This window comes from Variovorax atrisoli 110B, from assembly GCF_000382045.1.
GTDB classification, from domain to species: Bacteria; Pseudomonadota; Gammaproteobacteria; order Burkholderiales; family Burkholderiaceae_C; genus Variovorax; species Variovorax atrisoli.
Genome location: NZ_KB907451.1, coordinates 567,475 through 587,891, shown reverse-complemented (window position 1 = coordinate 587,891; position 20,417 = coordinate 567,475). Strand labels below are relative to the sequence as shown.

Annotated in this window: 17 protein-coding genes; 1 reads left to right on the top strand and 16 read right to left on the bottom strand. The window is 66.1% G+C overall.

All coding sequences use genetic code 11. From position 1 onward, the window contains the following. The 13 genes from G369_RS37100 to G369_RS0110790 form a co-directional block, all read right to left on the bottom strand. Entirely contained in the window at positions 1-1,641 is a 1,641-nt protein-coding gene (locus G369_RS37100; protein WP_019654022.1) for a hypothetical protein, read from the bottom strand. A gap of 9 nt (positions 1,642-1,650) precedes the next feature. Further along, complete coding sequence (locus G369_RS37095; RefSeq protein ID WP_019654021.1) at positions 1,651-3,690, bottom strand: hypothetical protein; 2,040 nt, start codon at positions 3,688-3,690, stop codon at positions 1,651-1,653. Between the two features lie 3 nt (positions 3,691-3,693). Beyond that, positions 3,694-4,101, bottom strand: a complete 408-nt coding sequence (locus tag G369_RS0110840) for a hypothetical protein (RefSeq protein ID WP_019654020.1) — start codon at positions 4,099-4,101, stop codon at positions 3,694-3,696. Continuing rightward, a complete protein-coding gene (locus G369_RS37090; RefSeq protein WP_019654019.1) occupies positions 4,098-7,586 on the bottom strand; it encodes a tape measure protein in 3,489 nt (1,162 codons plus the stop codon). The genes G369_RS0110840 and G369_RS37090 overlap by 4 nt, the downstream gene beginning before the upstream one ends. A gap of 83 nt (positions 7,587-7,669) precedes the next feature. Then, positions 7,670-8,434: a phage tail tube protein gene (locus G369_RS0110830; RefSeq protein ID WP_157773681.1), complete on the bottom strand. Its 765-nt coding sequence runs from the start codon at positions 8,432-8,434 to the stop codon at positions 7,670-7,672. 70 nt (positions 8,435-8,504) lie between these two features. After that, positions 8,505-8,972 carry a hypothetical protein gene (locus tag G369_RS0110825; RefSeq protein WP_019654017.1) on the bottom strand — a complete coding sequence of 156 codons (468 nt, stop codon included), beginning with the start codon at positions 8,970-8,972 and terminating at the stop codon, positions 8,505-8,507. Next, positions 8,969-9,301 carry a hypothetical protein gene (locus G369_RS0110820; protein ID WP_019654016.1) on the bottom strand — a complete coding sequence of 111 codons (333 nt, stop codon included), beginning with the start codon at positions 9,299-9,301 and terminating at the stop codon, positions 8,969-8,971. Before G369_RS0110820 ends, G369_RS0110825 begins: the two co-directional genes overlap by 4 nt. A gap of 5 nt (positions 9,302-9,306) precedes the next feature. Beyond that, positions 9,307-10,338, bottom strand: a complete 1,032-nt coding sequence (locus tag G369_RS0110815) for a major capsid protein (RefSeq protein WP_019654015.1) — start codon at positions 10,336-10,338, stop codon at positions 9,307-9,309. A 45-nt stretch (positions 10,339-10,383) separates the two neighbouring features. Beyond that, positions 10,384-10,761 (bottom strand): head decoration protein, encoded by a 378-nt coding sequence (locus G369_RS0110810; RefSeq protein ID WP_019654014.1) that lies wholly within the window; start codon positions 10,759-10,761, stop codon positions 10,384-10,386. A 35-nt stretch (positions 10,762-10,796) separates the two neighbouring features. Further along, a complete protein-coding gene (locus G369_RS0110805; RefSeq protein ID WP_019654013.1) occupies positions 10,797-12,134 on the bottom strand; it encodes a S49 family peptidase in 1,338 nt (445 codons plus the stop codon). Next, positions 12,131-13,723 carry a phage portal protein gene (locus G369_RS0110800; RefSeq protein ID WP_019654012.1) on the bottom strand — a complete coding sequence of 531 codons (1,593 nt, stop codon included), beginning with the start codon at positions 13,721-13,723 and terminating at the stop codon, positions 12,131-12,133. The genes G369_RS0110805 and G369_RS0110800 overlap by 4 nt, the downstream gene beginning before the upstream one ends. A 78-nt stretch (positions 13,724-13,801) precedes the next feature. Beyond that, on the bottom strand, positions 13,802-14,038 hold the full coding sequence (locus G369_RS0110795; protein ID WP_019654011.1) for a DUF6148 family protein: 237 nt from the start codon (positions 14,036-14,038) through the stop codon (positions 13,802-13,804). Beyond that, entirely contained in the window at positions 14,035-14,739 is a 705-nt protein-coding gene (locus G369_RS0110790) for a hypothetical protein (RefSeq protein ID WP_157773680.1), read from the bottom strand. Before G369_RS0110790 ends, G369_RS0110795 begins: the two co-directional genes overlap by 4 nt. Positions 14,740-14,984: 245 nt before the next feature. Between G369_RS0110790 and G369_RS0110785 the strand changes: the two genes are divergently transcribed. Next, positions 14,985-16,043 (top strand): hypothetical protein, encoded by a 1,059-nt coding sequence (locus G369_RS0110785; protein ID WP_157773679.1) that lies wholly within the window; start codon positions 14,985-14,987, stop codon positions 16,041-16,043. A 499-nt stretch (positions 16,044-16,542) separates the two neighbouring features. On the opposite strand, the gene G369_RS35645 is transcribed toward G369_RS0110785, so the two are convergent. The 3 genes from G369_RS35645 to G369_RS35640 are packed head-to-tail and all read right to left on the bottom strand — an operon-like array spanning position 16,543 to position 20,260. Next, positions 16,543-18,621 (bottom strand): phage terminase large subunit family protein, encoded by a 2,079-nt coding sequence (locus G369_RS35645; protein WP_019654007.1) that lies wholly within the window; start codon positions 18,619-18,621, stop codon positions 16,543-16,545. Beyond that, a complete protein-coding gene (locus G369_RS0110770; protein WP_019654006.1) occupies positions 18,618-19,157 on the bottom strand; it encodes a hypothetical protein in 540 nt (179 codons plus the stop codon). Before G369_RS0110770 ends, G369_RS35645 begins: the two co-directional genes overlap by 4 nt. Then, entirely contained in the window at positions 19,154-20,260 is a 1,107-nt protein-coding gene (locus G369_RS35640) for a phosphoadenosine phosphosulfate reductase domain-containing protein (protein ID WP_020723031.1), read from the bottom strand. The genes G369_RS0110770 and G369_RS35640 overlap by 4 nt, the downstream gene beginning before the upstream one ends. Positions 20,261-20,417 lie beyond the last annotated feature (157 nt).

The window sequence follows — 20,417 nt, the reverse complement described above, 5'->3', positions numbered from 1 at the left end:
TTACGCAATGGGGTTGTCCACGTCACCGCGGACGATGGTGAGGAAGGAGTAGTCGGCCGCCGCCTCGGGGCCTTGCTGCACGGTGCGGATGAGCCAGAAGGGGAACATCGCGCCGATGGTGTTGAAGCGAACGATGTTGCCGATGCCCCAGCCGCCACCCCACCCCGCGACTGCGAGCGTGAAATACGGCACACCGGTCGCCGGGTTGATTGGCGCGGTGACGGTGTTGATGGAGCCCTCGCCGATGACGCCGACGTGCTCGCCGACGATGTCGAAGGTCTGCGTGGTCTTGAACCTCAACGCCCAGCGTTCGGTGATCGCGCCGGCGTTGGTCAGCACCATCGGGTTGCCGCCGATGTTGTACGTGCCTGGCGCGGCGTCGCCAACAGGCACATCCGAGAACGTCACGTTGTTCCACGTCGCCTGGTCGAACATCAGCGACATGCGCGCCTTCAGGTCGCCTGCGCGCAGCGCGCTCGACACGAACGAACCCAACGGGTAGTTGTGCGTGAGCGGGCGCGTGAAGGTGATGGTGCCGTCGATCTGCGCCTCGCGGATGAGCGCGTAGTCCTCGATCCGGTGCTCCATGCGCACGGGCTGCGACCACCCGGTCACGTCTGTCGGCGTGGCGGTGCCGGCTTCGAGGTCTTCGGTGTAGCCCGTCTGGATGACGTGGCCGTCATTGCCCAGCAGGCGAAGCCGCGAGAGGCGCGTACGCCCGGCGCTGATCGGCGTGCCGACGATGGCCGTCGCGGGCGCCGTTAGGCCGGTATGCCCGACCACCGCCAGTTCGCCTTCGCGGAACACGGGCACCTTGCCATCGCTGGGCAGGCGCACCGGGTCGATGCCGAGCAGGTCCGCATCGAGCGGCAGGTAGGTGAAGGCCACCGCGTTGTAGCGCAGCGTCTCCTGCCGGATCAGGTCGATATAGCCGTCGACCACGCCCGGGATGTTGAGCCAGGACAGATCCTGCTTGATGACGCCCGCCGGCGCGGTGGGAGAGACGCCGACCAGCTTCACCACGCCGGTGGTGTAGTTGATCCGCCCCTTCACGCGCGGCGCGTTGATGATGCCGTCGCTGTCCGCGCTGTAGTTGAAGGTCGTGCCGTCAGCCATCGTGCCGAGCACGCTGAAGCTGCCGGTGCGGATTGGCGCGGTGGCGAGGCGGAAGACCACCGCGTAGGTGTTGTACGGCGTGAAGGCGCCGTTCACCGGCGGGCTGGCGACGCCGCGCCAGTCGCTGACGGCCGGCGATGAGCCGGGCACCCATGCGTTGAGCGTTACCTCGCCCTGGCTGGGCGTCAGCGTGCCCACGCTGGTGCCGATGCCCGTGACCGGCGAAAGGTCGACCTGCAGGTCGCCGCTGGCCTTGGACACGTATTTCTTGCCGCCGGCGCTGAAGCTGATGCCGGACAGCGAGAACGCATTCGCGACGTTCGTGCGCAGGTGCAGCTGGTCCATGTCGCCGGACAGGCTCTGGCTCCCGCTGGTGGCCGTGGCAACGGTGCCCGTGGCGGAAGTGACGCCCGCCAGGCTCAGCGACAGCACGGTACTGTTGAAGATGGTCGGGTCGAGGTAGGCGCGCTTCTTCAGCTTGTAGGCGCCGCTGGACGGGGGGGTGTTGAGGGTGACGTTTGCCATGGGGCGCTCTTATGCGGTCACGATGTCCATCACGAAGCCTTCCTCGTAGAGGAAGATGTTGTCCCACGCAGTGAGCAGCGCGGCCGTGGCTTGAGGGATGACGGTGGTGCCGGCCAGCGTGAAAGTGCCGGCGGCGTAGTTCACGGTGCCGACTTGCAGCTGCGTGTCCGCGAGCAGCACCATCAGGTGGCCGGCGCCGTCGTCGACGATGCGGTAGTTCGCCGGCTCGCCCCAGTTCACCACCGGGTCGGAGCCGCGCACGCCCTTGAGCTGGCCGTTGACGACGATGTCGATGGACCCCGGGGTGATGCCAGTCACGCCGAAGCTGCCCGAGCCGGATGCGACGGTGGCCGTGGCCGGCGTCTTCGTGATCGACGACACGGTCACGTTGATGACGGTGCCAGGCGGAGGCAACAGCGTCGGGCTGAGCCGGAAGGAACCCTTGGCGTAGTTCACCGAGCCGGTGCCGTCACCGGTCAGGTTTCCGGCGCCGTCGTCGGTGACGGTCCTCGCCGTGCCGTCGTTCCATGTGATGGAGAGGCCGCCGGGCTCGATGGCCTTCGCGCCGGCCTCGATGCTGGAGACGCCACTGGTGTTGAACGGCCAGTAGAGGCGCCCGTTGTTGTCGAGCGTGAGAACGGCCGCATCCTGCGCCGCCTTCGGCTCCACCCACTGGTAGATGACTTCGCTGCCCACGTCGGGCAGCGTCCCCAGCGTCACGGAAACGGTGCCCGTGGTGTAGTTGAGCTGCCCGGCGCCGTAGCCGGTGTCCGGGCCACGAATGGCGCCCGAGCCATCGTCTCGAAGCACGTACCACTGGCTGCTGTACTGGTAGGCGATCGACAGCGTGCCAGGCACAGGCGCCGGCTCGATGGTGCGCACGTAGGACAGGGAGCGCGTCTCGGGGGTGACCTCGAAGCCCTGCGTCTGCGTGACCGCCTCCACCGCCTGCGCCGGCTGGTAGGTGATGCTGAAGGTCGCCGAGCCGGTGCCGAACACGTTGGTCAGCAGGGCCAGCACGCCGTTTTCGTAGTCGATGGTGCCGACCTGGCTGCCGGCGTTCATGAGCCGACCGCCGCTGTCCGTCAACATGACCCCTCCGCTGGCGATGGAGAAGGTGTTCGGCTTGACCGCGCCGCCCACGAAGAGGTTCTGCGCGGTCGTGAAGACGCTGGTGTAGCCGATGGTGACCGCACCGCCGCCGGACACCACGCCGTTCATCAGCTGATTCGTGCGCGCGTCTGCAATGGGCGTTTCGACCTGGGCGCTGGGCACCAGCTGCGTGAAGATGTCCTGCGCCTTGACGCTGAAGTCGCCGAGGTTGGCGCCGACCTGCAGCGGCTTGACGCTGTAGTACTTCGCGGCGTCCGCCACGATGACCTTGCTGACCTTGGTGGCGGCGGCGAGCTGGGCCTTCGTCGGGTCGATGCGCACCACGTCGAAGCCGGGGTAGTCGGCACGTAGCGGGTCGCTGATCTTGAGCTCCAAAACGTAGCGCTGGAAGTCGCCCGAGGCGTCGGTGAAGGTCTGCAGAGTGACCTTCGCCTCGGTGATCCGCACGTACTGGATGAGCTGGTCGCTGAACCCCTCGCGCTTCGTGAGCGCGAGCGTGCCGCCGATGGGCGGCGTCTCATCGGTGCGCTGGAAGATGGTGAGGGTCTTCATGCCGGTGATGTGGTTCCCGAACAGGAAGCCGGCGTAGTTCGCGCCCACCGAGAGGTACGCCTCGATCCGCGAGATAGCTGCGGCGCGCAGGTCGAACGTGTCGTTGGTGGTCATGATCGTGACCGACACGTTCGGGTCGTTGGGTGGCTCGGCGATGATGACGTTGGCGCCGAGGTAGGTGTCGGTGTCGGCCGATTGCACCCACAGGTGCACCTTGCGCGCGGAGACGCGGCCGGCGGCGCGGTCGGACTCGCTCACATCGGGGAAGATGCCGTTGCTCGCGCCGTCGATCACCTCGATCGCGGTGGGCCCGCCACCGCCTTCGGGCACGTCATCCATGACCTGGCTCTTCACGAGCCTCGGGTCGCCTTTGAGAATGGCCATTGATCAGACTTCCATGAACTTGAGGGTGACGAGGTAGAAATCGCCCGGCTGCACGTCGCTGTAGTGCACGACGGGCTTGGCGTCGACGGCGGGTTTCTCGTGGTGTCGGAACTTCACGGACCGCGCGACGCCGCGCAGGGTCAGCGTGAAGACGGCTCCGGCGATGGCGGCCCAGGCGTTGAGCTGGTCGACATCGGCGCGAATCATCCAGGCGCTGTTCTCGTCGATGGGCTGCAGGGTGATGGGACGGCCGGGCCGCGTCGAATCGCCGTCCTCTTGAACGATCAGTGCGCCGTCGAGGCTCACGTCGACCGACGACTGAACCGGGCTGTACTGGTTCTCGTCGACCCAATACAGGTCTTCGTCGAGCGGAAGCACAGGGTCCGTGCCGTACTGCAGGGTGATGCTCATGACGAACGCCCCTTCACCCGACCGAGCAGGCCAATCAGCTTCTGTGCGTCCGCCTCGGACTCCATGTTGAAGCTGCCAGCGTCGCCGCCGGGAACCGTCAGCTGTACCTCGTGCTTCGTGCTGCGAGCGCTCTGCGGGCGCTCCAGCTTGGCCAGTTCCTGCGCGAAGCGCGCGCCCATCGCCTGCCACTGGGCATCGTCGCGCCGGCCTTCCAGCGAGATGAACGAGCCTTTCTTGTCGGCATCGGCATTCACCTGCGCGTTCTGCTTCAGCGCAGCGATAACCGCGCGCAATGAGCCCGCGTCCTCGGCAGTGAGGGTGCCGGCCCGCAGTTTGTCCCGCAGCTCGAACATCAGGCGGTTGTCGGTGGCGTTCTGGCCGGCGAGGCGCTGCTCGCGCGTGTCTCCTGTAACCGACTTGATCTCTTGATTCGGTCCGATCACGCCAGGCGTGGCCGAGCCCTCGGATCGCACGATCTGGCCATACGCTCGCCAGCTGTCGCCAGCCTGGCGCAGCGTCTCGGTGGTGGACCGGCCGAAGTTCTCCGTCGCCTCGCGGGCCCGCAGGATGGCGTCCTCGGTGATCAGCCAGGATGGGGCGATGCCCTTGTTCGCTGCGATCGCATCCTTGGCCACTCGCTCGAATGCCTGGCGCAGCTGATCTGCAGAAGCCTGCCCGCTGTTCTTCAAGGCGTCGTAGGCCTCGCGTGAGTTGGTCGACGCGGTCTTCAGCGCAGTTTGCGTCTGGAGACCGAAGAACTTCATGGCCTCGCCAGCGCTCTGGATGCCGGGCTTAAGTTCCTCGAACTTCACCCGCAGCTCCTCGGCCTTCAGCGCCGCCTGCTGCAGGAACCCATCGGCCACCTTGTTGCCCAGCTGCGCGCGCACCTGTTCGATCTGTCCACGGATGCCGTCCAGCGCCTTCTGGCTGTCTGCCGTGTCGATGCTCTTGGACAGGCTGGCCGCGAGTGCCGTTCCGGTGTCGACACCCTGCGCCTTGAGGCGATCGAGCGAGTTGATGATCGCCTGCGTGTCGTTGATCGCGCTGCGCGACGCTGCGCCCACGCCGTCGGACAACTGAGAGAAGTCGAGGCCTGTGCGGCGGATGGCTTCTCGGGCCGACTGGTCGAGCACCGCCGCCATGCGCTCCGCCTCCCGCGTCGCGCCTGCGAACGCCGTGCGCGCGCGCGTCTCGAACAGTCCGAGGTCTTCACCCTTGAGCGCTTGCGCCCATGTGTCCTGGAACTGGCCGGCGGCGATCTTCCCGTCGGCGAGCAGCTTGTCGAGGACCGCGCCCGCATCCTTGATGCCTGGCACGGTCGACAGGTCGAAGTCCCGGCCGATCTTCGAGATGGCCTCCGCCGCGCTGTCGCCCTTGGCGCGCATCTCGTCGAACTTGGCGATGGTGCCGACAGCGGCCTTCGTCAGCTCGAACTGCTTGTCCCGCGCCTCCTGCACGGCCAGCGCCATCGCACGCTGCTGGGCGGCGTTGGACTTCAGAACCTCCTCTTGGAGGCGGAGCCGGTCTTCCGCCTCCTTCATGACCTTGCCGTAACCGGCAACCTTCGCCGCCGTCTCGCCGATGGTTTCGCCGAAACGTACGAACTCGGGCGCGAGAGCGGCAACCGCGAAGCCCATGGGGCCCATGAGACTTGTCGTCGCGCGCCAGACCAACCCGGCACGCGCTGCCGAGGCCGCACCGGCTGCGGCCCCTGCCCCCGCAGCCGCATGCCCGGCGGCGCTGGCACGGGTCGCAGCGGCGTTCGCGGTATGCGCGACCGTGTTGTTGATGGTCGCCGTCGTGTTGGCCGCGATGGCAGACGTGGCGCCCAGAGTGGCCGTCGCCCACCTGTAGGCGTCGATGGCCAAGCCGCCGATCTTCAGCGCGGCGTAGGCCTTGCCGGCGGCGTACAGAGTCGATACGAGCGTGTCGAGGTTTTTGGCGAGGCCGTCGATGATCCGCGCCAGGTTCGCGCTGGACGCCATGCCGTTGTCGGTGGCGCCGACGTAGAGCTGCCACTGCGTCTGCAGGTTCTGCAGCGAGCGCCCCACGGTCGCAGGCAGCTTGCCGAACTCCGAAGCCACCGCCGTCGACTGGCTGGTCAGGGCGCGAATCACGGTCGCGCTGGTCAGCACGCCCTGCTCGGCCTGCTTGCGCAGCTCGCCCGTCGTAAGGTTGAGCCCTTGCGCGAGCGCTTGCGCCAGACGCGGGGCCTGTTCCATCACCGAGTTGAACTCTTCTCCGCGCAGCACGCCGGACTGCAGGCCCTGAATCAACTGCGTCAGCGCCGCCTTCGACGACTCGGCGCTGCTGCCCGAGAGCTGGATCGCCTGGTTGATGGTCTCGGTCAGCGCGAGGGCTTGATCCTGTGCAGCCTTCGCGCTCAATCCGGATTCGGTGCCGGCCTTGGCCAGCCGGACGAACAGAGTTGCCGTTTCGTCGAGCGCGCTGTTGGTCCGCAACGCAACATCGGTCACGCCCTGCATCGCCGAGTTGAAGGCCTGCCCCTCGCCCGTCGCAAGGCGAATGCGAGCCTGCAGGTTCTTGAACCCGTCGGCGGTCTCTGCCACGTCCTTGATCAAGCCGCCCACGAAGCTGCCGCCGAGTGCAACGGCCGCGATGGCTTGGATGCGCCGCAGTTCGTCGCCGACCGAGCGCACGCCGTCGCGCAGGGTGCGCTGGTCGGCGATCTGGCGCTGGGCCGCTCCGTTCGCGGCAGCAGCCTGCTGCGCGAAGGCCGGCGCCAGACCGTTCACACGCTCACGGACTTGGGCAATGGCCTGTTCGAGGTTGCGCTCGGCCAGCGCGAGTTGGCCCGTCTCCAGGCCCAGCGCGCGCAGCGTGCCTCGGGAGGCTTCGAGCGCGGCATTCTTGCTGCCGACCTCCGCGCTCAGCTTGCGCGCACTGGCGACGGAGCGGTCGTACTCGGTGGCGAGGGCGCGCTCAGCCTGCTGGGCGGCACGGGTAGCGCCAGCCGCAGCGGAAAGGGAGGCGCGCTGCTCTGCCAGGTTCGCCCGCAACTCGCGCACCGTGACCAAGAGTTGGGCGTTGGCCTCACGGTATTCGTCGGTCCTGCGGGCACCGCCGGTGTATTCGGTGCGCAGTTTCACCAGCGCCAGGCGCTGTTCGTCCAGATCCGCCTTGGCGCCTTCGACGGCCGCGCGCGCCTTGGCTTCTGCCGCCGCGAACGCGGCCGTAGCGGTTGCCGCCTGCGGCAGCTCTGCGCCGAGGCGATCGACAGCCGCCGACGCGGTGTCGAGTTCCTGCCCGAGCTGCTGCGTGGTACGCCGCAGCACGTTGAATGTCTGGATGGCTTCCTGCTTGGCGCCGAGGTTCTGCAGCGCATCTGCCGCTTTCGTCGCCTCCTGCGCAAGTTCGCCCTCCAGGGTGTCACCAAGCGAGCGCAGCGTGCCCTCCAGCTGCTTCGCATCGGCCTCGCCCTTGATGCCGGCCTCGATGTCGTACCTGATCTTCGGATCGGTCACGCTCGTGTCTCGTATGGGAGTGGATGAACGCGCGAATGCCCCGACGCACGAGGCGCCGAGGTTCGCGTCTGCTCAGTGGAAGGTCAGGGCGTGGGCGCGTTGTCGAAGTCGACGACGAAGGGCTCGGTCTTCCCGACCGGCACCACGCACGTGCCTTCGAGCTGGATGCCGTTGAAGTCGTCGGCCAGGAAGTCGAAGCCCTGCGTCGAGCGCAGCTTCGCTTCATAGACCTCGGCGGTCATTGGCGATTCGTCGACCATGTTCACGCCGATGAAGCGGGCCTGTGCGCGCACCTGAGGCTGCGTGCCACCCCGGATGCGCGTACCCGTCACGGCGAGCGCGGTGCCGGCCACCGTGATGACCTCGTTTGCGGCGACTTCGCTGCTCGAAAGAATCTTCACCTGCCCATTGGCGTAGTCGATCTGGTAGTCCACGTCCTTCGTCAGCGCTCCGGCTGTGGCGCCGGTCAGGCTGAACCCTGCTTCGACGATCTGTCGCTTGCCCAGCGATACCCACTTGTCGAGCTTCGCCGGGAAGGTGCCAGCGATGCTCCCTGCACCTTGCGAGTACGACGCCAGAACGCCCTGGAATTGCATCGCCAACGCAGCTTTGTCGGCCGCCGAGATCACGATCACGATCTTGGTGGGCTTCGACAGAGCAACGGCGGCGACGGCCTGCCCGTAGCTCTCGCGCTTCTTCGAGGTCTTCTCTTTCAGGTCCGAATCGGGGGTGAGCTCGAAACGGTCGGCACCCAGCGGGTCGCCCCAACCGAGATAGGCCTGCGTGGCGGGATCGAACACGTTCAGTTGAACGGAGCCCGCGCCCAAAATTGCTTGTGCGTCGCTCATGACACTCTCCAGAAAAAAGGCCCGCTGCGCGAGGCATGCGGGCCGTGGGGATGGTTGAATCGACCGAGGGTCAGCTCGGGTCGCGGTAGTCGACTGAGAACGTGCCGAGAATCAGCCCGCCTCCCACGTCGATGTTCTCGATGCGATAGGTCACGTCGCCTTCGCGCAGCACGCTGGTGACCATCACGGCCTGCCTCAAACCCTTCAGCGCATCACGCACCACGCGCTTCGCTGCGCGGTAGTCCTCGTGGGAACCGCGCCGCGCGGCCTCCGCACCCTCGGCGCGGTTGATCGCGCAGAGGTTGAAACTGAAAGTCCGCTTCGGCTGGCCGCCCGGCTGGTCTCCGCTGCGATCGGGTCGATCGGAAACGTCCTCGTAGAACACGATCCGCGCGCCATCCTTGAGGGACGATGCGCGAACCGGGTTGTTGAGGGTCTTGACGCCTTGCGGCTCAAGCGCCGCCTGCAGCGCCGCGTAGAGCACCGCGCCGATCGCGAAGGGAGCGCCGACCGGCAGCGCGTCTTCCAGCAGGCTCATGGCGTCACGCTGCCGAGCAGCACCTCCATTTCCAGCCCGTCGTTGACGCGCTGCGGGTGGTCCAGCAGCTTGAAGACCGTGCCCGCAGGCACCTCCGGCCCGACCGCAGCGCCAGCGATCAGCTCGTCGTCTGCGCGCACGTCCTGGCCAGCGGCGAAGCGGGCGGTGCGCGTGGCCGCGCGGGCCCGCGCATCCAGCGCATCGGAATCGACGGTGCCGATGATCACCATGACCGTCACGTCGGCAGCGGCACGCCTGCGGCGCGTGAAAGGCACGGCGAAGTCGTCGCCGAAGAAGACCGTGGCCAGGTCGTGCGTGCAGTCGATCATGGCGATCAGCGAACCTTCGCGCGGAACGTGGAGTTGACGCGGTATGGCACCAGTAGCGGCGCGGACTGCAGCAGCAGCATGCGCAGGCTGGGGTCCTTCTCGATCCAGCTCTTCGGGAAGTACGCCATGGCCTGCAGCGCCTCGTGGTCGAGGATGGCGCCGAATTGCCGCACGCCCTCGACCAGATCAGGAGCGGCCGTGCCGATGACCGTGAAGGCCGGCAGCAGCGCCTGCTCGGACGCCTCGGTGTCGCCCGGCTCGATGCCCCAGCCGCTGTAGGTGTAGATGTTGAATCCATCCACCACGCCCTGGAAGACCAGGCCCTCGCGATTGTGGGCGTCCTGCTGCATCGTGCTGTTTCCGCGGTAGCGGTCCAGTCGTTCCTTTACGTCCGGGTCGGAGCGGAACACCTTCCATGCGTCGATGGTCATGATGAAGTCGGAGATACCGACGCCGGTGCGCTTGACCATCGCGTCCGACCAATTCTGCATGTCGTCGAGCGACTTGACGCCGGTTTCTCCCCACCGGTTCGCGTTCGTCAGGTTCACCGTCAGATCGGTGCTGCGGCCGAAGTCGACGACGACCTCGGGGTACTGTGCGCCCTTGACGGTGACCTTGCCGTTGTAGAGAACCTGCGCGGCCATCCATTCGAGGCGGCGCTCCAGACCATCAATTTGATCCTGCAGGTCTTGGGCGACGAGGATCTCCATGCGTTCTGCGGGGGACAGGTCGCCGCCGCCGATACGCTCCCCGATGACGCGCTTGATGGCACGACCCGGGTGGAAGACCCGCTTGTCCTTGATGTAGGCGGGCTTGAAGGTGTTGGTCGAGAAGCCACGGCTCTTGACCAACTGCCCAGCCACGAGCGGGCTGACGAAGGGCGCCATGCGGCGCGGACGGTTCTCCACGTCGAAGTGGATCTCCTCGGTGTCTTCCTCGATCATGGTCGGGAAGTAGCGGCCGGCGAGGCCGAGCTGCGGGACGCGCAGGTCTTCGATGACTGCGACCAGTGCGTCGGTGCTGAAGATGTCGGGCATGGTTTTCTGACTCCGTTGTTCGGTTGGAGATGGGCTCTCTGTGCCTCAGACCGGCAGTTGGTCGATGAGGAAGATGCCTTGATCGCGCAGGCCGGGCTTGACGCTGGCGATGGTGTGGCCGGTGCCGAGGATCACGCCCTGCGCGATGAAGTCGCCGCGCGTGTAGGCGACCGTCGCGGCGTCACCGGCGGTGGCATCGGTGTCTTCGACGAGGACGGCCGAGGGCACTTCCGAGCCGTCGGTCGACGCCGCCAGGCTCAGCACGTATTCGCCCGTGGCGGTGATCTTGCCGAGCAGCGCGCCGCGCTTCAGGTTCTGCCCGCTGGACAGCACGATCGGCTCGCTGATCAGCAAGCTGGCGTTGCCGGCGATCAGGCCACCGGGCACGAAGCCTTCGGACTTGAAGGTTGCGAGGAAGGTCATGGTCTTTCCTTGAAGTTGAGGGAGGTCGCGCGGGTTCAGGACAGACCGCGCAGCTTGTTGAAGGCCGCAGCGGCGCGCTTGCCGACGCTGCGGTCGGTGTCCTTCTCGCCCTCGCCGCCGTCCGGCGCGTGCGCGCCCGGAGCGGCCGGAGGCGCGTCGTTGAAGTGGCCCTGCGCGGCGGCGGCGACGCGCGAGCGCTCGGCGGCAAGAACCTGCTGCGCGGCCTCGCCGGCGGTGGTCTTGCCGTCGAAGGCCAGTTGCTCCACCAGCTTTTCGTGGCCGGGCATGGCGGTGGCGCGCACCGCCTGGATGCGCTCGCGTTCCTGCGTGGCGCCTTGGGCGGAGAACTCGGAGCGCAGGGACGCAAACAGCGCCGCGTGATCCCGCTCGAAGGACTCACGCGTGAGGGGGGTCTTGTTGTCAGCATCGGGCATGACAGGTTCCTTTTCACGGTTGGAGGATTCGTCTTCGGGCGCAGCACCGGCAGCCACGGACGGGAGACCCGCGACCGCGAACACGGCCTTGCGGCGCGTCGCGAACTTCGCGGGATCGGTGGCCAGCTGCTCCACCAACGCGTCGATCGTGGCAACACCGTCCACGAGTCCTGCATCGATGGCCTGCTGGCCGACGAACACACGGCCATCGGCCATGCGCTCGAGTACGAGGTCCGTCGTAGTGCTGCGTTGCTGTGCAACGGCGTCGACGAACACGCTGTAGAGATAGTCCACACGCTCCTGGATGTTCTGGCGCCCTTCCTCGGTGAGGGGCGCGTTGTCCGAAGCGATCCGCTTGTAGCGGCCGGCCACGATCTCCGAGGTCTGGCCACCGTCGCGACGAGGCGTGTAGTCGTGCTCTGCGACGACGCCGATGGAGCCGACGTGGACGTTGGGGCCGGTCACGTAGACCGCATTCGCGGCGCTGCCCGCGAAGTACGCCGCACTCGCGAGCATCCCCGGGCTGACGACGACGATGGGTTTGGTGTCCGAGGCCTCCCGGATGTACTGCGCCAGCTCGGCGGTGCCGAAGACACTGCCGCCCGGGCTGTCCCACGCGATGAGCAGCGAGCGCACGCGGCTGTCGGCCATGGCGCTTTCGATCTGCTTCTCCGCCAGCTGCGTGCTGATGCCGCCGCTGATGCGCATGAACAGGTTCGCCTTCGGCGCCATCACCCCTTCGAGCGACAGCACCGCCACGCCGCCCTGCTGCACCGAGTACTCCTGCTGGTCGTTGGCCAGCGGACGGCCAAGGCGGGCTTCGACTGCAGCGATGTCGATCTTTTCGCCGCGCAGGTGTGTCGCGTAGATGGCTTGCATCTCGTGCAGGCGGTCGGGCAAGATGGCCCAGGGCGAGCGCAGGAGTTCGAGGAGGGTCATGCCGGGATTGCTCCGTCTTCTTCGTCGGGTGGGTTGCTGTCGGGCGCCTTGGGGGCATCCGCCTTCGGGGCCGCCGCAGCGCCGGCCTTGGGCACGGGCAACATGTCGTTCGCACGCAGGCGCTCTTCCTCGGCCTGCTTCTGGTCGAAGGTTTCGTTCCAGTCGGTGCCGAACAGCTCCCACTCAGCGCGCTCGCGCGACATGAGCCGGGCGTCGACGGCCGCGCTGTACGCCGCGACTTCGTCCTTCGGATTGATCGAGCCCATGCTGTCACCGGGCCAGATCGCGCGGGTGTAGGCCCAGCGCATGAGAGGGTCGGTGAAGAACCCCGGCGCGACGATGCGGCCCGTGGCCACGGCTTCAGCCATCCACGTCTCGTAGATGGGCTGGCAGAAGCTGCGCGCGAGCCAGACGCGCACGCCACGGAAGTAGATCCAGGCGTCGAGCAGCGCCGCCTTGCTTGCGCTGTAGCTCGCGTTGAACTGCTTCAGCAGCAGTTCGTAGGGCAGGCCCAGTGCCATGCCGATCTGGCGGCACACCGCGAGCACGAATTTGTCGAAGTTCGGGTTCGGGCGCAGCGGGTTGGCGAACTGCGCCTCTTCGCCCTTGGCCAGGTCGACGATGGAGCCCGGCCCCATCTCGAACCCTGCACCGGCTGGGCCTGGCCCACCCTCGCCAGGCCCCGGATCACCCTGGAAGATCGGGGCGGAGGCATTGCCGGCGTCGCTCTTGATGAAGACCGTGAAGTAGGCGCTGATGACCGCCGCAGCGATCTCGGCCTCCGTGTAGCGCGACAGCTGCTTGATGCAGCCCACGATGGGCGCGAGGTACGGAATGCCTCGGGACTGGCCCGGGCGCCGCTTCCGGTAGTGGTGCAGGACGCGGCGGCGACCGCTGCGGCCGATCCGCTCGTACCACTGGCCTGCGTATCGATCGCCGCGGAAGATCAGCGAGCCGGGATGGCGGTCGTAGAAGAAGTACTGCGACGGCCCGTTGTTGGGGCCGAACAGCACACCAGCCGACATCGTGTCGGTGTCGGAGCCGTTGCGCGGGTTGCCGCAACGATCTGCCTCCAGCGTCTGGATGCGAAGGCGATAGGGCTGCGTGGCCGAGGCGATGCCGTCCGGCAGGATGTTGAAGCAGTCGCCGCTCTCCAGCGTGGAGCGCAACGTCAGTTCCTGCTTCTCGTAGAAATTCAGTTCACCCTCGAAGTCGCATTCGGGGCTGTCCGCGAAAAGGCTGAACTCGGCATGCGTCTTCGCGCGCCATTCCGCCGTCTCCTCGGCCGACCAGCCGAGGATCGCGCGGTTCGGTTGGGCACTCAGCGCCAGGCCCGTGCCGACAACGCGATCGACGTTGGTGTTGATCGCTCCGCCGGCAATCGGGCTGGTGCGGGCCAGGTCGCGCGATTGGCCACGCTGCAGGGGGAGTGCGCGCACCGAGTCCGAGCGGGCGTCACGCGGGCGCGGGCGCCAGTTGCGCGAGCCGCCGTCGTCACGACCCGTATCGCCGACGCCGCCCATCGTGCCGAAGCCGCTGCCCATGTCCGCCTCCGCCGAGGGCAGAGAGGCCAGGGCCTCGAACTGCATACGGCTCTTCAGACGCTGGACGCCCCAGTCCGGGGAGACTGCAGCGACGACGCGATCGAATACTGTGGCGCGCATGTATCAGGCCCTCGGGCGAAGTTGATGCACGCGGCGCCCGCCACGGGCCGCGCCTTCCAGCTTGGCGATGTCCGCGCGCAGGTCAGTGATGGCCGCGCGCACCTGTTCCAGCTCGGCCCGGCGGTTGCGCCGCGCCGTGGACCCTTGGCCCACCGTGTATTCCTGCGATTCGAGGATTCGAGCCTCTGCCGCGAGGTAGCTGTCCAGACGCGCCTGCAGCTGCGCGAGCGTCATGCTCATGAGGTGAACTTCCTTCGGATGGAACTCGCGGCCGCGTAGAAGTCCGCCGCGAAGTTCTCGCGCACGGACGCCGCAGCGGCACCCTCGAAGTCGAGGAGCGACCGATAGGTCGGGGCGGTGCGAGTGAAGATGAAAAGCGCCTTGAGGCCGTCGCCATTGCGCTGCCAGATGCCGCGCGTCTGCTTGCGGCCGACCGCACCGGCGAAGATGGCGCCGGTGCCGCGCGCCTGCCGAGCGCCCGGGCGCTGTACCTGACGCAAGACGCTGCGCACCGTCGAGCCGGAGACGTTGCCCGCCGCGTCGAGCTGAACGCCAGAGCCCGGCAGCGCCCACTCGCCCGCCGCCAGGATGCCCGCCGCACGAAGCGCTCGCTCGAAGCCCTTCTCTTTCCGCTGTCCGCCTTCGACTTCGGGCAGCAGGAAACTCTCGGGCCGGGTGCCGTTGCCGCTGCGCTGGTCCTTCACGGCAAGGCGCGCCTTCAGGTTCTCGGCGGTGGCGACCTCGATGCGCGTCGCGTTGAGCGTGTACGCCACCGGGTTCCTGAAGTCGCGGCGCATCTCCTCGATCACAGCGGACTGCGCCCGCTTCACGTTCTTCGTGAGTGCCGCCGCTGCAGCGTAGGGAAGCACGCGCGCGTGCACATCCCCGATGTCGCGTATCACGTCGGCCATTGACGGGCCCGTGCGACGGATGCTCAGCATGGTGCGAGGCAAGAAAAAGGCCCCGGAACCTTGCGGTAACGGGGCCCAATTTCACAGGGAGGCTGGAGGAGAAACCTTCAGGCGGATTGTTGAGACCTACCTGAATTGGTATGAATTCTGGGCCAAAGTGTCTCCTGCGATCCAGCCTTAAATTGTCTCTTCGTGACGCGACACTTTGACTATTGACAATAGGTGCGAATTTGCTTCGCGCCTATGATCGCCGCAACCCAATTTCGGACTAAATCATGGGCACGCCAGAGCAGAGTTCGCGAGTATCAGACGAGATCGATAGACGCCGTACTGAGCGTGAGGATGCTGTTTTACCTCCAGCCGCTCCGTTCAAGCTCTACGTTGCTTGCGCTGTTACGGCAGCTGCATCCGTGCTTTTGACTCTTGGTGCGAGTTTCACCCACATCGATTGGAGCCTTGTACAGGCGGTGCCTGGCACCTTCTGGGCTGCATTGATCGTCGGGCCGCTGGCGTTGACCGGCGTGATATTGACGAACCGGAGCCACGATCGCCGGGCTGCGCTACAGCTTGCGGCGGACGAACGAAAAACGGAACTGCAGTTGCTCCATGACGCTGACCGCCTCACGATGCAGTTGGAGCATGCGGCTACGGAGGCCACGGTTAAGCGCGAAACGGAAATGCGGCGCGAGGTTTATCTGGAGTCTGCAGAAGAAGTGGTCAAGACCCAATTCGCGCTTGCGACTCTGTACACCTTGGATATGGATACTGATCCGGTGGTCGCCATTCGAGGCTTCGCCGTAGCCCATGCCAAACTGCAGATCGTGGCCGATCCAACCACTGCGGCTGAAGCTGGAAAGCTCGCCGGTCTTTTCGCGACGACGCTCCTGCGTTCTATTGCCGATACCGTCCCGCCGCGAGACGCGATCAAGCTGGAACAGATGGCAAGAGAACGCGTGGATTTCTATATGCAGGAATGGGATCGAGTTGTCACTGCGCTTGGTCGAGCTGACCCGCATTCAAAAGAGGGTGTCGCCGAGATCAACAATCTGCTGCTGGAAGAGAAGCGCGTGAAGGAGTGGCTCGACAATGCTCAGAAGATTCACGCTCAGCGAACGATGCTGGCGGGCAAGACTAAGCTAGCGTTCTCGTACTTGATGCGGCCCCGGATCGAACAAATTGCTCCCCAACAGATCAAGGTATTGGCCCGCCTGCGCGAGGAGCTAGGGCTCGATGCAAATGAAGAGGCAATGCAAGAACTCGGAAGGCAGATCCGTGCGGAAATCACGGCGCTTGTCGACAGTCTCACGGATCGCGCTCACGAGAACAATGTCTAGTTGGGTTCGTCGCAGGCTCGCTTCCTTCGCGTCTCCTCCAAGCGCCTGAGGTCATCCGCGCTTGCCTCTCGAATCGCTTCTGCGGCCGAGAAGACGCGCCTACGAAACTCTCCGAGAACTCGGTAGAAATGTGACCGGCTGATCCCCAGCGCTCCGGCTGCGACCTTGATTGGCTTCGCTCTGACCACATAGTAGAGATCAAAGACCTGCCTCTCTAGGCCGTGAGGCTGGCTAATGTAGGCGAAGTGGAATGCCGACAGTTCCGCGCTGCTGATTGCGTCTCCGCTACCGACGCGCGCCGGGCGCGCGGTGCCGCTAAGCCGACCAAGCACAGAGTTGGGGACAGGAGCAGGGGCGTAAAGCTTACGCGTGCGGCACCAGTCAACCCAACGCTCACACAGTACATCGAGGTCTCTGTCAAGGTCGGACAGCTCTTCTGTCTGGTCTGTCTCTTTATCGGGCGCAGGCGCCGCGAAGCGCTTGATGTCAGTGTCTTGGCTCATGAAATACCTCTTGAACGAACGCGGCGCCCACCGAACGCCCGGCCGGCTATTACCGGCGGTGGTGTTGAAGGAACAGGGGGAGTGACGGCGGCAGGCGGCGCGATTCGTTCAGACGTCTGAACGCTTTCCGTAACTGCCGTTTCACGGGAAACGGTGTCGGCCTCCGCGCGCGGTGGCGGGAGAGATGGAGCAGCGGGGGCATCGACCAGCGGCGGGGTGCCGAACAGGTCGAGCGTGCGGTGCTCCGGAGCCAGCTTGTCTCGCAGGCGCTTCCAGTCGTTGTCGGCCCAGCGATGCAGACCGAGGTGGTAGGCCACGGCCAGGTTGTAGACGGACAAGTCCAGAGGCTCGTTGGCGTCGCCCGGCGCCTTCTCGTAGGTGCGGACGGGGTGCCCCTTCTTGTTGAACTTGACGATGGCCCGCTCCGCGAGAAGACCGTCGAACCATGCGTCTTCGAGGGCGGAGTGGAAATGCATCGCGCCCGGCCCCGACTCCAGATGGAGGCGGTTGAAGATGTAATCCTTGGCCACGTCGGTGCCGATCCACCACAGCTCAGCCCCGCCCTCGATCTTCTGACCGCCCCAGTTGTAGTCCACCTTGGTCGGGGCGCTGCTCACGATGGGACGGTTCGGCCGGCTGGAGCCCTTGATGATCAAACAGGCGTTGTTCTTCCGTAGTGCGCCGTAGGTGTACACGTCCTGCGTGTTGGCGCCACCGGAGTCGATCATGTACGCGCTGATCAGGATCGGCCTGCCGCCGATGGCCAGTGGCCAAGGGGTGCGGCGGATTTCGTCGAGGCGCTGCCACACGCTGCCCGGCTCATCGACCGAAGCCGTGGGCGACCCGATCAGTTGCTGATAGTCGATGACCCATCGCTCCATGCCGGGGCCCCAGGCTTCCACCTGCACTTCGAGGCGGTTGGGCTGCGTGTCCACGGACATCGTCACTACCCAAGCTCCCGCCGGCACCACGCGCGGCGCATGGGACGCCCTGGCCCGAAGCTTCTGCGCCGTGGTCGCGGCCGGTGCGTTGTCGTAGCAGAGTGCCAGCCGGGTGTTGTGGAACGCCTGCATCGCAGTGTGGTCGCCGACCTTCAGCGTCTGCTCGGCTTCGGAGTAGATGCGCACTAGTTCGAGCCAGCTGGTCCATCCGAGAGGTGCGTACAGCTGGGAGATGGTGAAGCTGATCGTCCCATCGCGGCTGGTGGCCGTGGCCACCCAGCGACCGCGCGTAAGCATCTGCGGCTTGAACGCTTCCTCGATCAGCGTGCCGCAGGCCGGGCACATCATCCGCGCCCAAGTCATGCTCTCATCCGTGCGCATGTTCTCCCACTTCAGGACGTGGAAGTGATCGCAGTGAGGGCATGGAACCTCGTAGTGGCGCTGATCGCCCTTCAGGAACAGCGCGTTGATCTTCGACAGCTTCGGCGGCTTCTTCGGGCTGCTGGAGTAGAACCACTTGCGCCGACGCCCGTAAGTGGACCCTCGGTTCTCGAACACGACGATCGGATCGCCCTGACCCTGCAGGTCGGTCTCCCAGTCGTCGATCTCGTCGCCGTAACCGTAGCGCGCCGGCACTTCCGCCAGATTCGCCGCGCTGCCCGCCGTCTCGATGTAGATGGTGCCGCCCCGGAATTCCTTAGCGCCCGCCGTGTTCTTGCCTTCCCGCGATCGATGCTGGACGAACTTGCCCCGCACTCGCGGCGTGGCTTTCTGCGTCTTCTCGATCCGCGAACTCAGTCGCCCCGCCAGATTGCTCGACGGCATTAGCGCAAGGATGTTGGCCGGCGCGCTATCGACTACGGCCATGAACCAGTTCAGCGCGCTTTGCGTTTTCAGCAACTGCGACGCGGCCATGACGACGACGCGGGTGCACGGATAAGACGGGCTGAGCACTCGCATCGGTTCAGCGGCGAACGGGGTGCGGGTCACGTCGTACTTGCCGCCCTCGGCATTGCCATCGGTCGGGATCTGGGCGTGCGCCTGGGCCCACTCGTCGACCCACATCTCCGGGTCGGGCGCGTAGGCCTCGGTGAAGATCTTCCGGGCCAGGTCGACGGGATTGCGCAGACTCATTGGGCGGCCACCAGGTCTTTCAGCGCGGCGCGCACGTAGGCCGTGAGGCGCAGTTCCAGCTCGAAGGCATCGCTGATCGTGGCCAGCTCGGGCGCGGCCTTGACGCACATGCCGAGCATGGCATCGCGGACCATGCGCTCGCGTCGGAACACTTCGGCCTCCAGCTCGGCGGCGTCGACGTATTTGCCGGCCTTGATCTGATAGTCCAGCTCCTGCTGCTTCGCGGCGAACTCCTCGCGGTGCGCGCGGGAGTTGTCGTAGCGCGCGCCCTTGCCCGTCGTGGCGGCAGGCGTTTCTGACGTGGCCACGGGCGCGTCCGTCGCTTCCGAATCGAAGTCGAGATCTCCCCCTCCCTTCTTGCTGTCGGCGCGCGCACGGGTGTTCTGGGCCCACTGCACGTCCGCTACCTTGGGGTCGATCTTGCCGTTGATGGTGCTGATGCGGCCTTCGGATACGGCCTTGGAGACAGCGGACTTGGCCACGCCGCGAAGGCGCGCATAGGCGGACAGGCTGATCAGTTCGACCTTGCCGTTCATGCCGTTGCCTCCTCTGCAACCGCCCCTCCAGCGCCCTCGTCGCAGAGGCCGTAGCTTGATGAGCAGCCCGAGGGCCGGTTCTCTTCCTCGTCGAGCAGGTTGTACTGCCGACCGCCCCTGCTGGTCTTCGACCACTCGATGCGAGCCCAGATGTTGAGATCGGCGAACACGACGCGCCGATCCTTCGCGGGGTGCGCGTCCGTCATGAACGTCGAGTAGCCACGCTTGCTGCATTGGCCGACGCGCCATTCCCAATCGGCGATACGCGCCGGATGCGCCGGGAATCGCGCAGCGATGGCTCGCAGCTCGGGCTTGCTGCAGTTGATGCACGGCATGCAGCCCACGCGGTTCATGTCCTGCAGGTAGAGCGGGTTGGGCTCGATCCCACGCGAAGCGGAGAAGGCGAGGACTTCCGCGGCAGTGTTGTCGACGATGGGCCGCGCGATCCAGAGGCCCCTGCCGACCCGCTCGAACTTCTTGGCGTCGCGGCGGTTCTCAGACTCGTCGCGGCGGATGCCCTGCCACGAGATCACCCGATGGCCGGCCTCCATCAGCTCCAGCTGGAAGGCGACCGCCATGTTGGTCTTCAGTTCCTGCGTGCAGAACTGCGCGGTACGTGATGGGAACCGCCCCTTCCACATGCACAGGTCGAGGAAGGGATTGCCGCTAGGGAACATGACGGCCAGGGCGCGGCGCTTCGCCTTGTTGGTCCAGCGGACGCGTCGACCGCCCCCGACCTTGACGGTCTTCTGAACCGGCTTGCCCTTCTTGCTCAGCACGACCGCGCCGCGCCCGTCACGCTTCGGCACCGGCGTGACGCCATCGGCCTCGAACACGGGGCAGGTGTCGTACTCACGGCGATTGCGCACGTCGCGCGCAATGAACATGCGCTTGGCCAGCAGCTCTGCGGTGAAGTCGGCCTTCAGCCGCACGATCTTGATGCCCAGCTGCTGTTCGAGGTAGCCGAGGTAGGCGTAGGTGTCCTCATGTTCGTTGCCTGTGTCACAGAAGATCGCGATGACGTTCGCCAGCCCGCATCGCGCGATGGCGATCAGGAGCGTGGCCAGGCTGTCCTTGCCCCCAGAAACCGAAACGACGTGCATCACTCGCATCGGCGTTCACTTCCCACCGTGACGCGCGGCCCGAACGTTCACTTCCGTGCGATCGCGTTCACCGTAACGTTCACTTTTCTGAAGGCCACGCACACTTGCGGCCGGGCGGGTCGAATTACCCGCGTGGCCCGCTCGCGCAGGAGTACCT

Excerpts from the sequence above, each read along its gene's own strand:
- G369_RS37100 (WP_019654022.1), bottom strand. The coding sequence starts at position 1,641 with ATGGCAAACGTCACCCTCAACACCCCCCCGTCCAGCGGCGCCTACAAG.
- G369_RS37095 (WP_019654021.1), bottom strand. The coding sequence starts at position 3,690 with ATGGCCATTCTCAAAGGCGACCCGAGGCTCGTGAAGAGCCAGGTCATG.
- G369_RS0110840 (WP_019654020.1), bottom strand. The coding sequence starts at position 4,101 with ATGAGCATCACCCTGCAGTACGGCACGGACCCTGTGCTTCCGCTCGAC.
- G369_RS0110830 (WP_157773681.1), bottom strand. The coding sequence starts at position 8,434 with ATGAGCGACGCACAAGCAATTTTGGGCGCGGGCTCCGTTCAACTGAAC.
- G369_RS0110825 (WP_019654017.1), bottom strand. The coding sequence starts at position 8,972 with ATGAGCCTGCTGGAAGACGCGCTGCCGGTCGGCGCTCCCTTCGCGATC.
- G369_RS0110820 (WP_019654016.1), bottom strand. The coding sequence starts at position 9,301 with ATGATCGACTGCACGCACGACCTGGCCACGGTCTTCTTCGGCGACGAC.
- G369_RS0110815 (WP_019654015.1), bottom strand. The coding sequence starts at position 10,338 with ATGCCCGACATCTTCAGCACCGACGCACTGGTCGCAGTCATCGAAGAC.
- G369_RS0110810 (WP_019654014.1), bottom strand. The coding sequence starts at position 10,761 with ATGACCTTCCTCGCAACCTTCAAGTCCGAAGGCTTCGTGCCCGGTGGC.
- G369_RS0110805 (WP_019654013.1), bottom strand. The coding sequence starts at position 12,134 with ATGACCCTCCTCGAACTCCTGCGCTCGCCCTGGGCCATCTTGCCCGAC.
- G369_RS0110800 (WP_019654012.1), bottom strand. The coding sequence starts at position 13,723 with ATGCAGTTCGAGGCCCTGGCCTCTCTGCCCTCGGCGGAGGCGGACATG.
- G369_RS0110795 (WP_019654011.1), bottom strand. The coding sequence starts at position 14,038 with ATGAGCATGACGCTCGCGCAGCTGCAGGCGCGTCTGGACAGCTACCTC.
- G369_RS0110790 (WP_157773680.1), bottom strand. The coding sequence starts at position 14,739 with ATGCTGAGCATCCGTCGCACGGGCCCGTCAATGGCCGACGTGATACGC.
- G369_RS0110785 (WP_157773679.1), top strand. The coding sequence starts at position 14,985 with ATGGGCACGCCAGAGCAGAGTTCGCGAGTATCAGACGAGATCGATAGA.
- G369_RS35645 (WP_019654007.1), bottom strand. The coding sequence starts at position 18,621 with ATGAGTCTGCGCAATCCCGTCGACCTGGCCCGGAAGATCTTCACCGAG.
- G369_RS0110770 (WP_019654006.1), bottom strand. The coding sequence starts at position 19,157 with ATGAACGGCAAGGTCGAACTGATCAGCCTGTCCGCCTATGCGCGCCTT.
- G369_RS35640 (WP_020723031.1), bottom strand. The coding sequence starts at position 20,260 with ATGCACGTCGTTTCGGTTTCTGGGGGCAAGGACAGCCTGGCCACGCTC.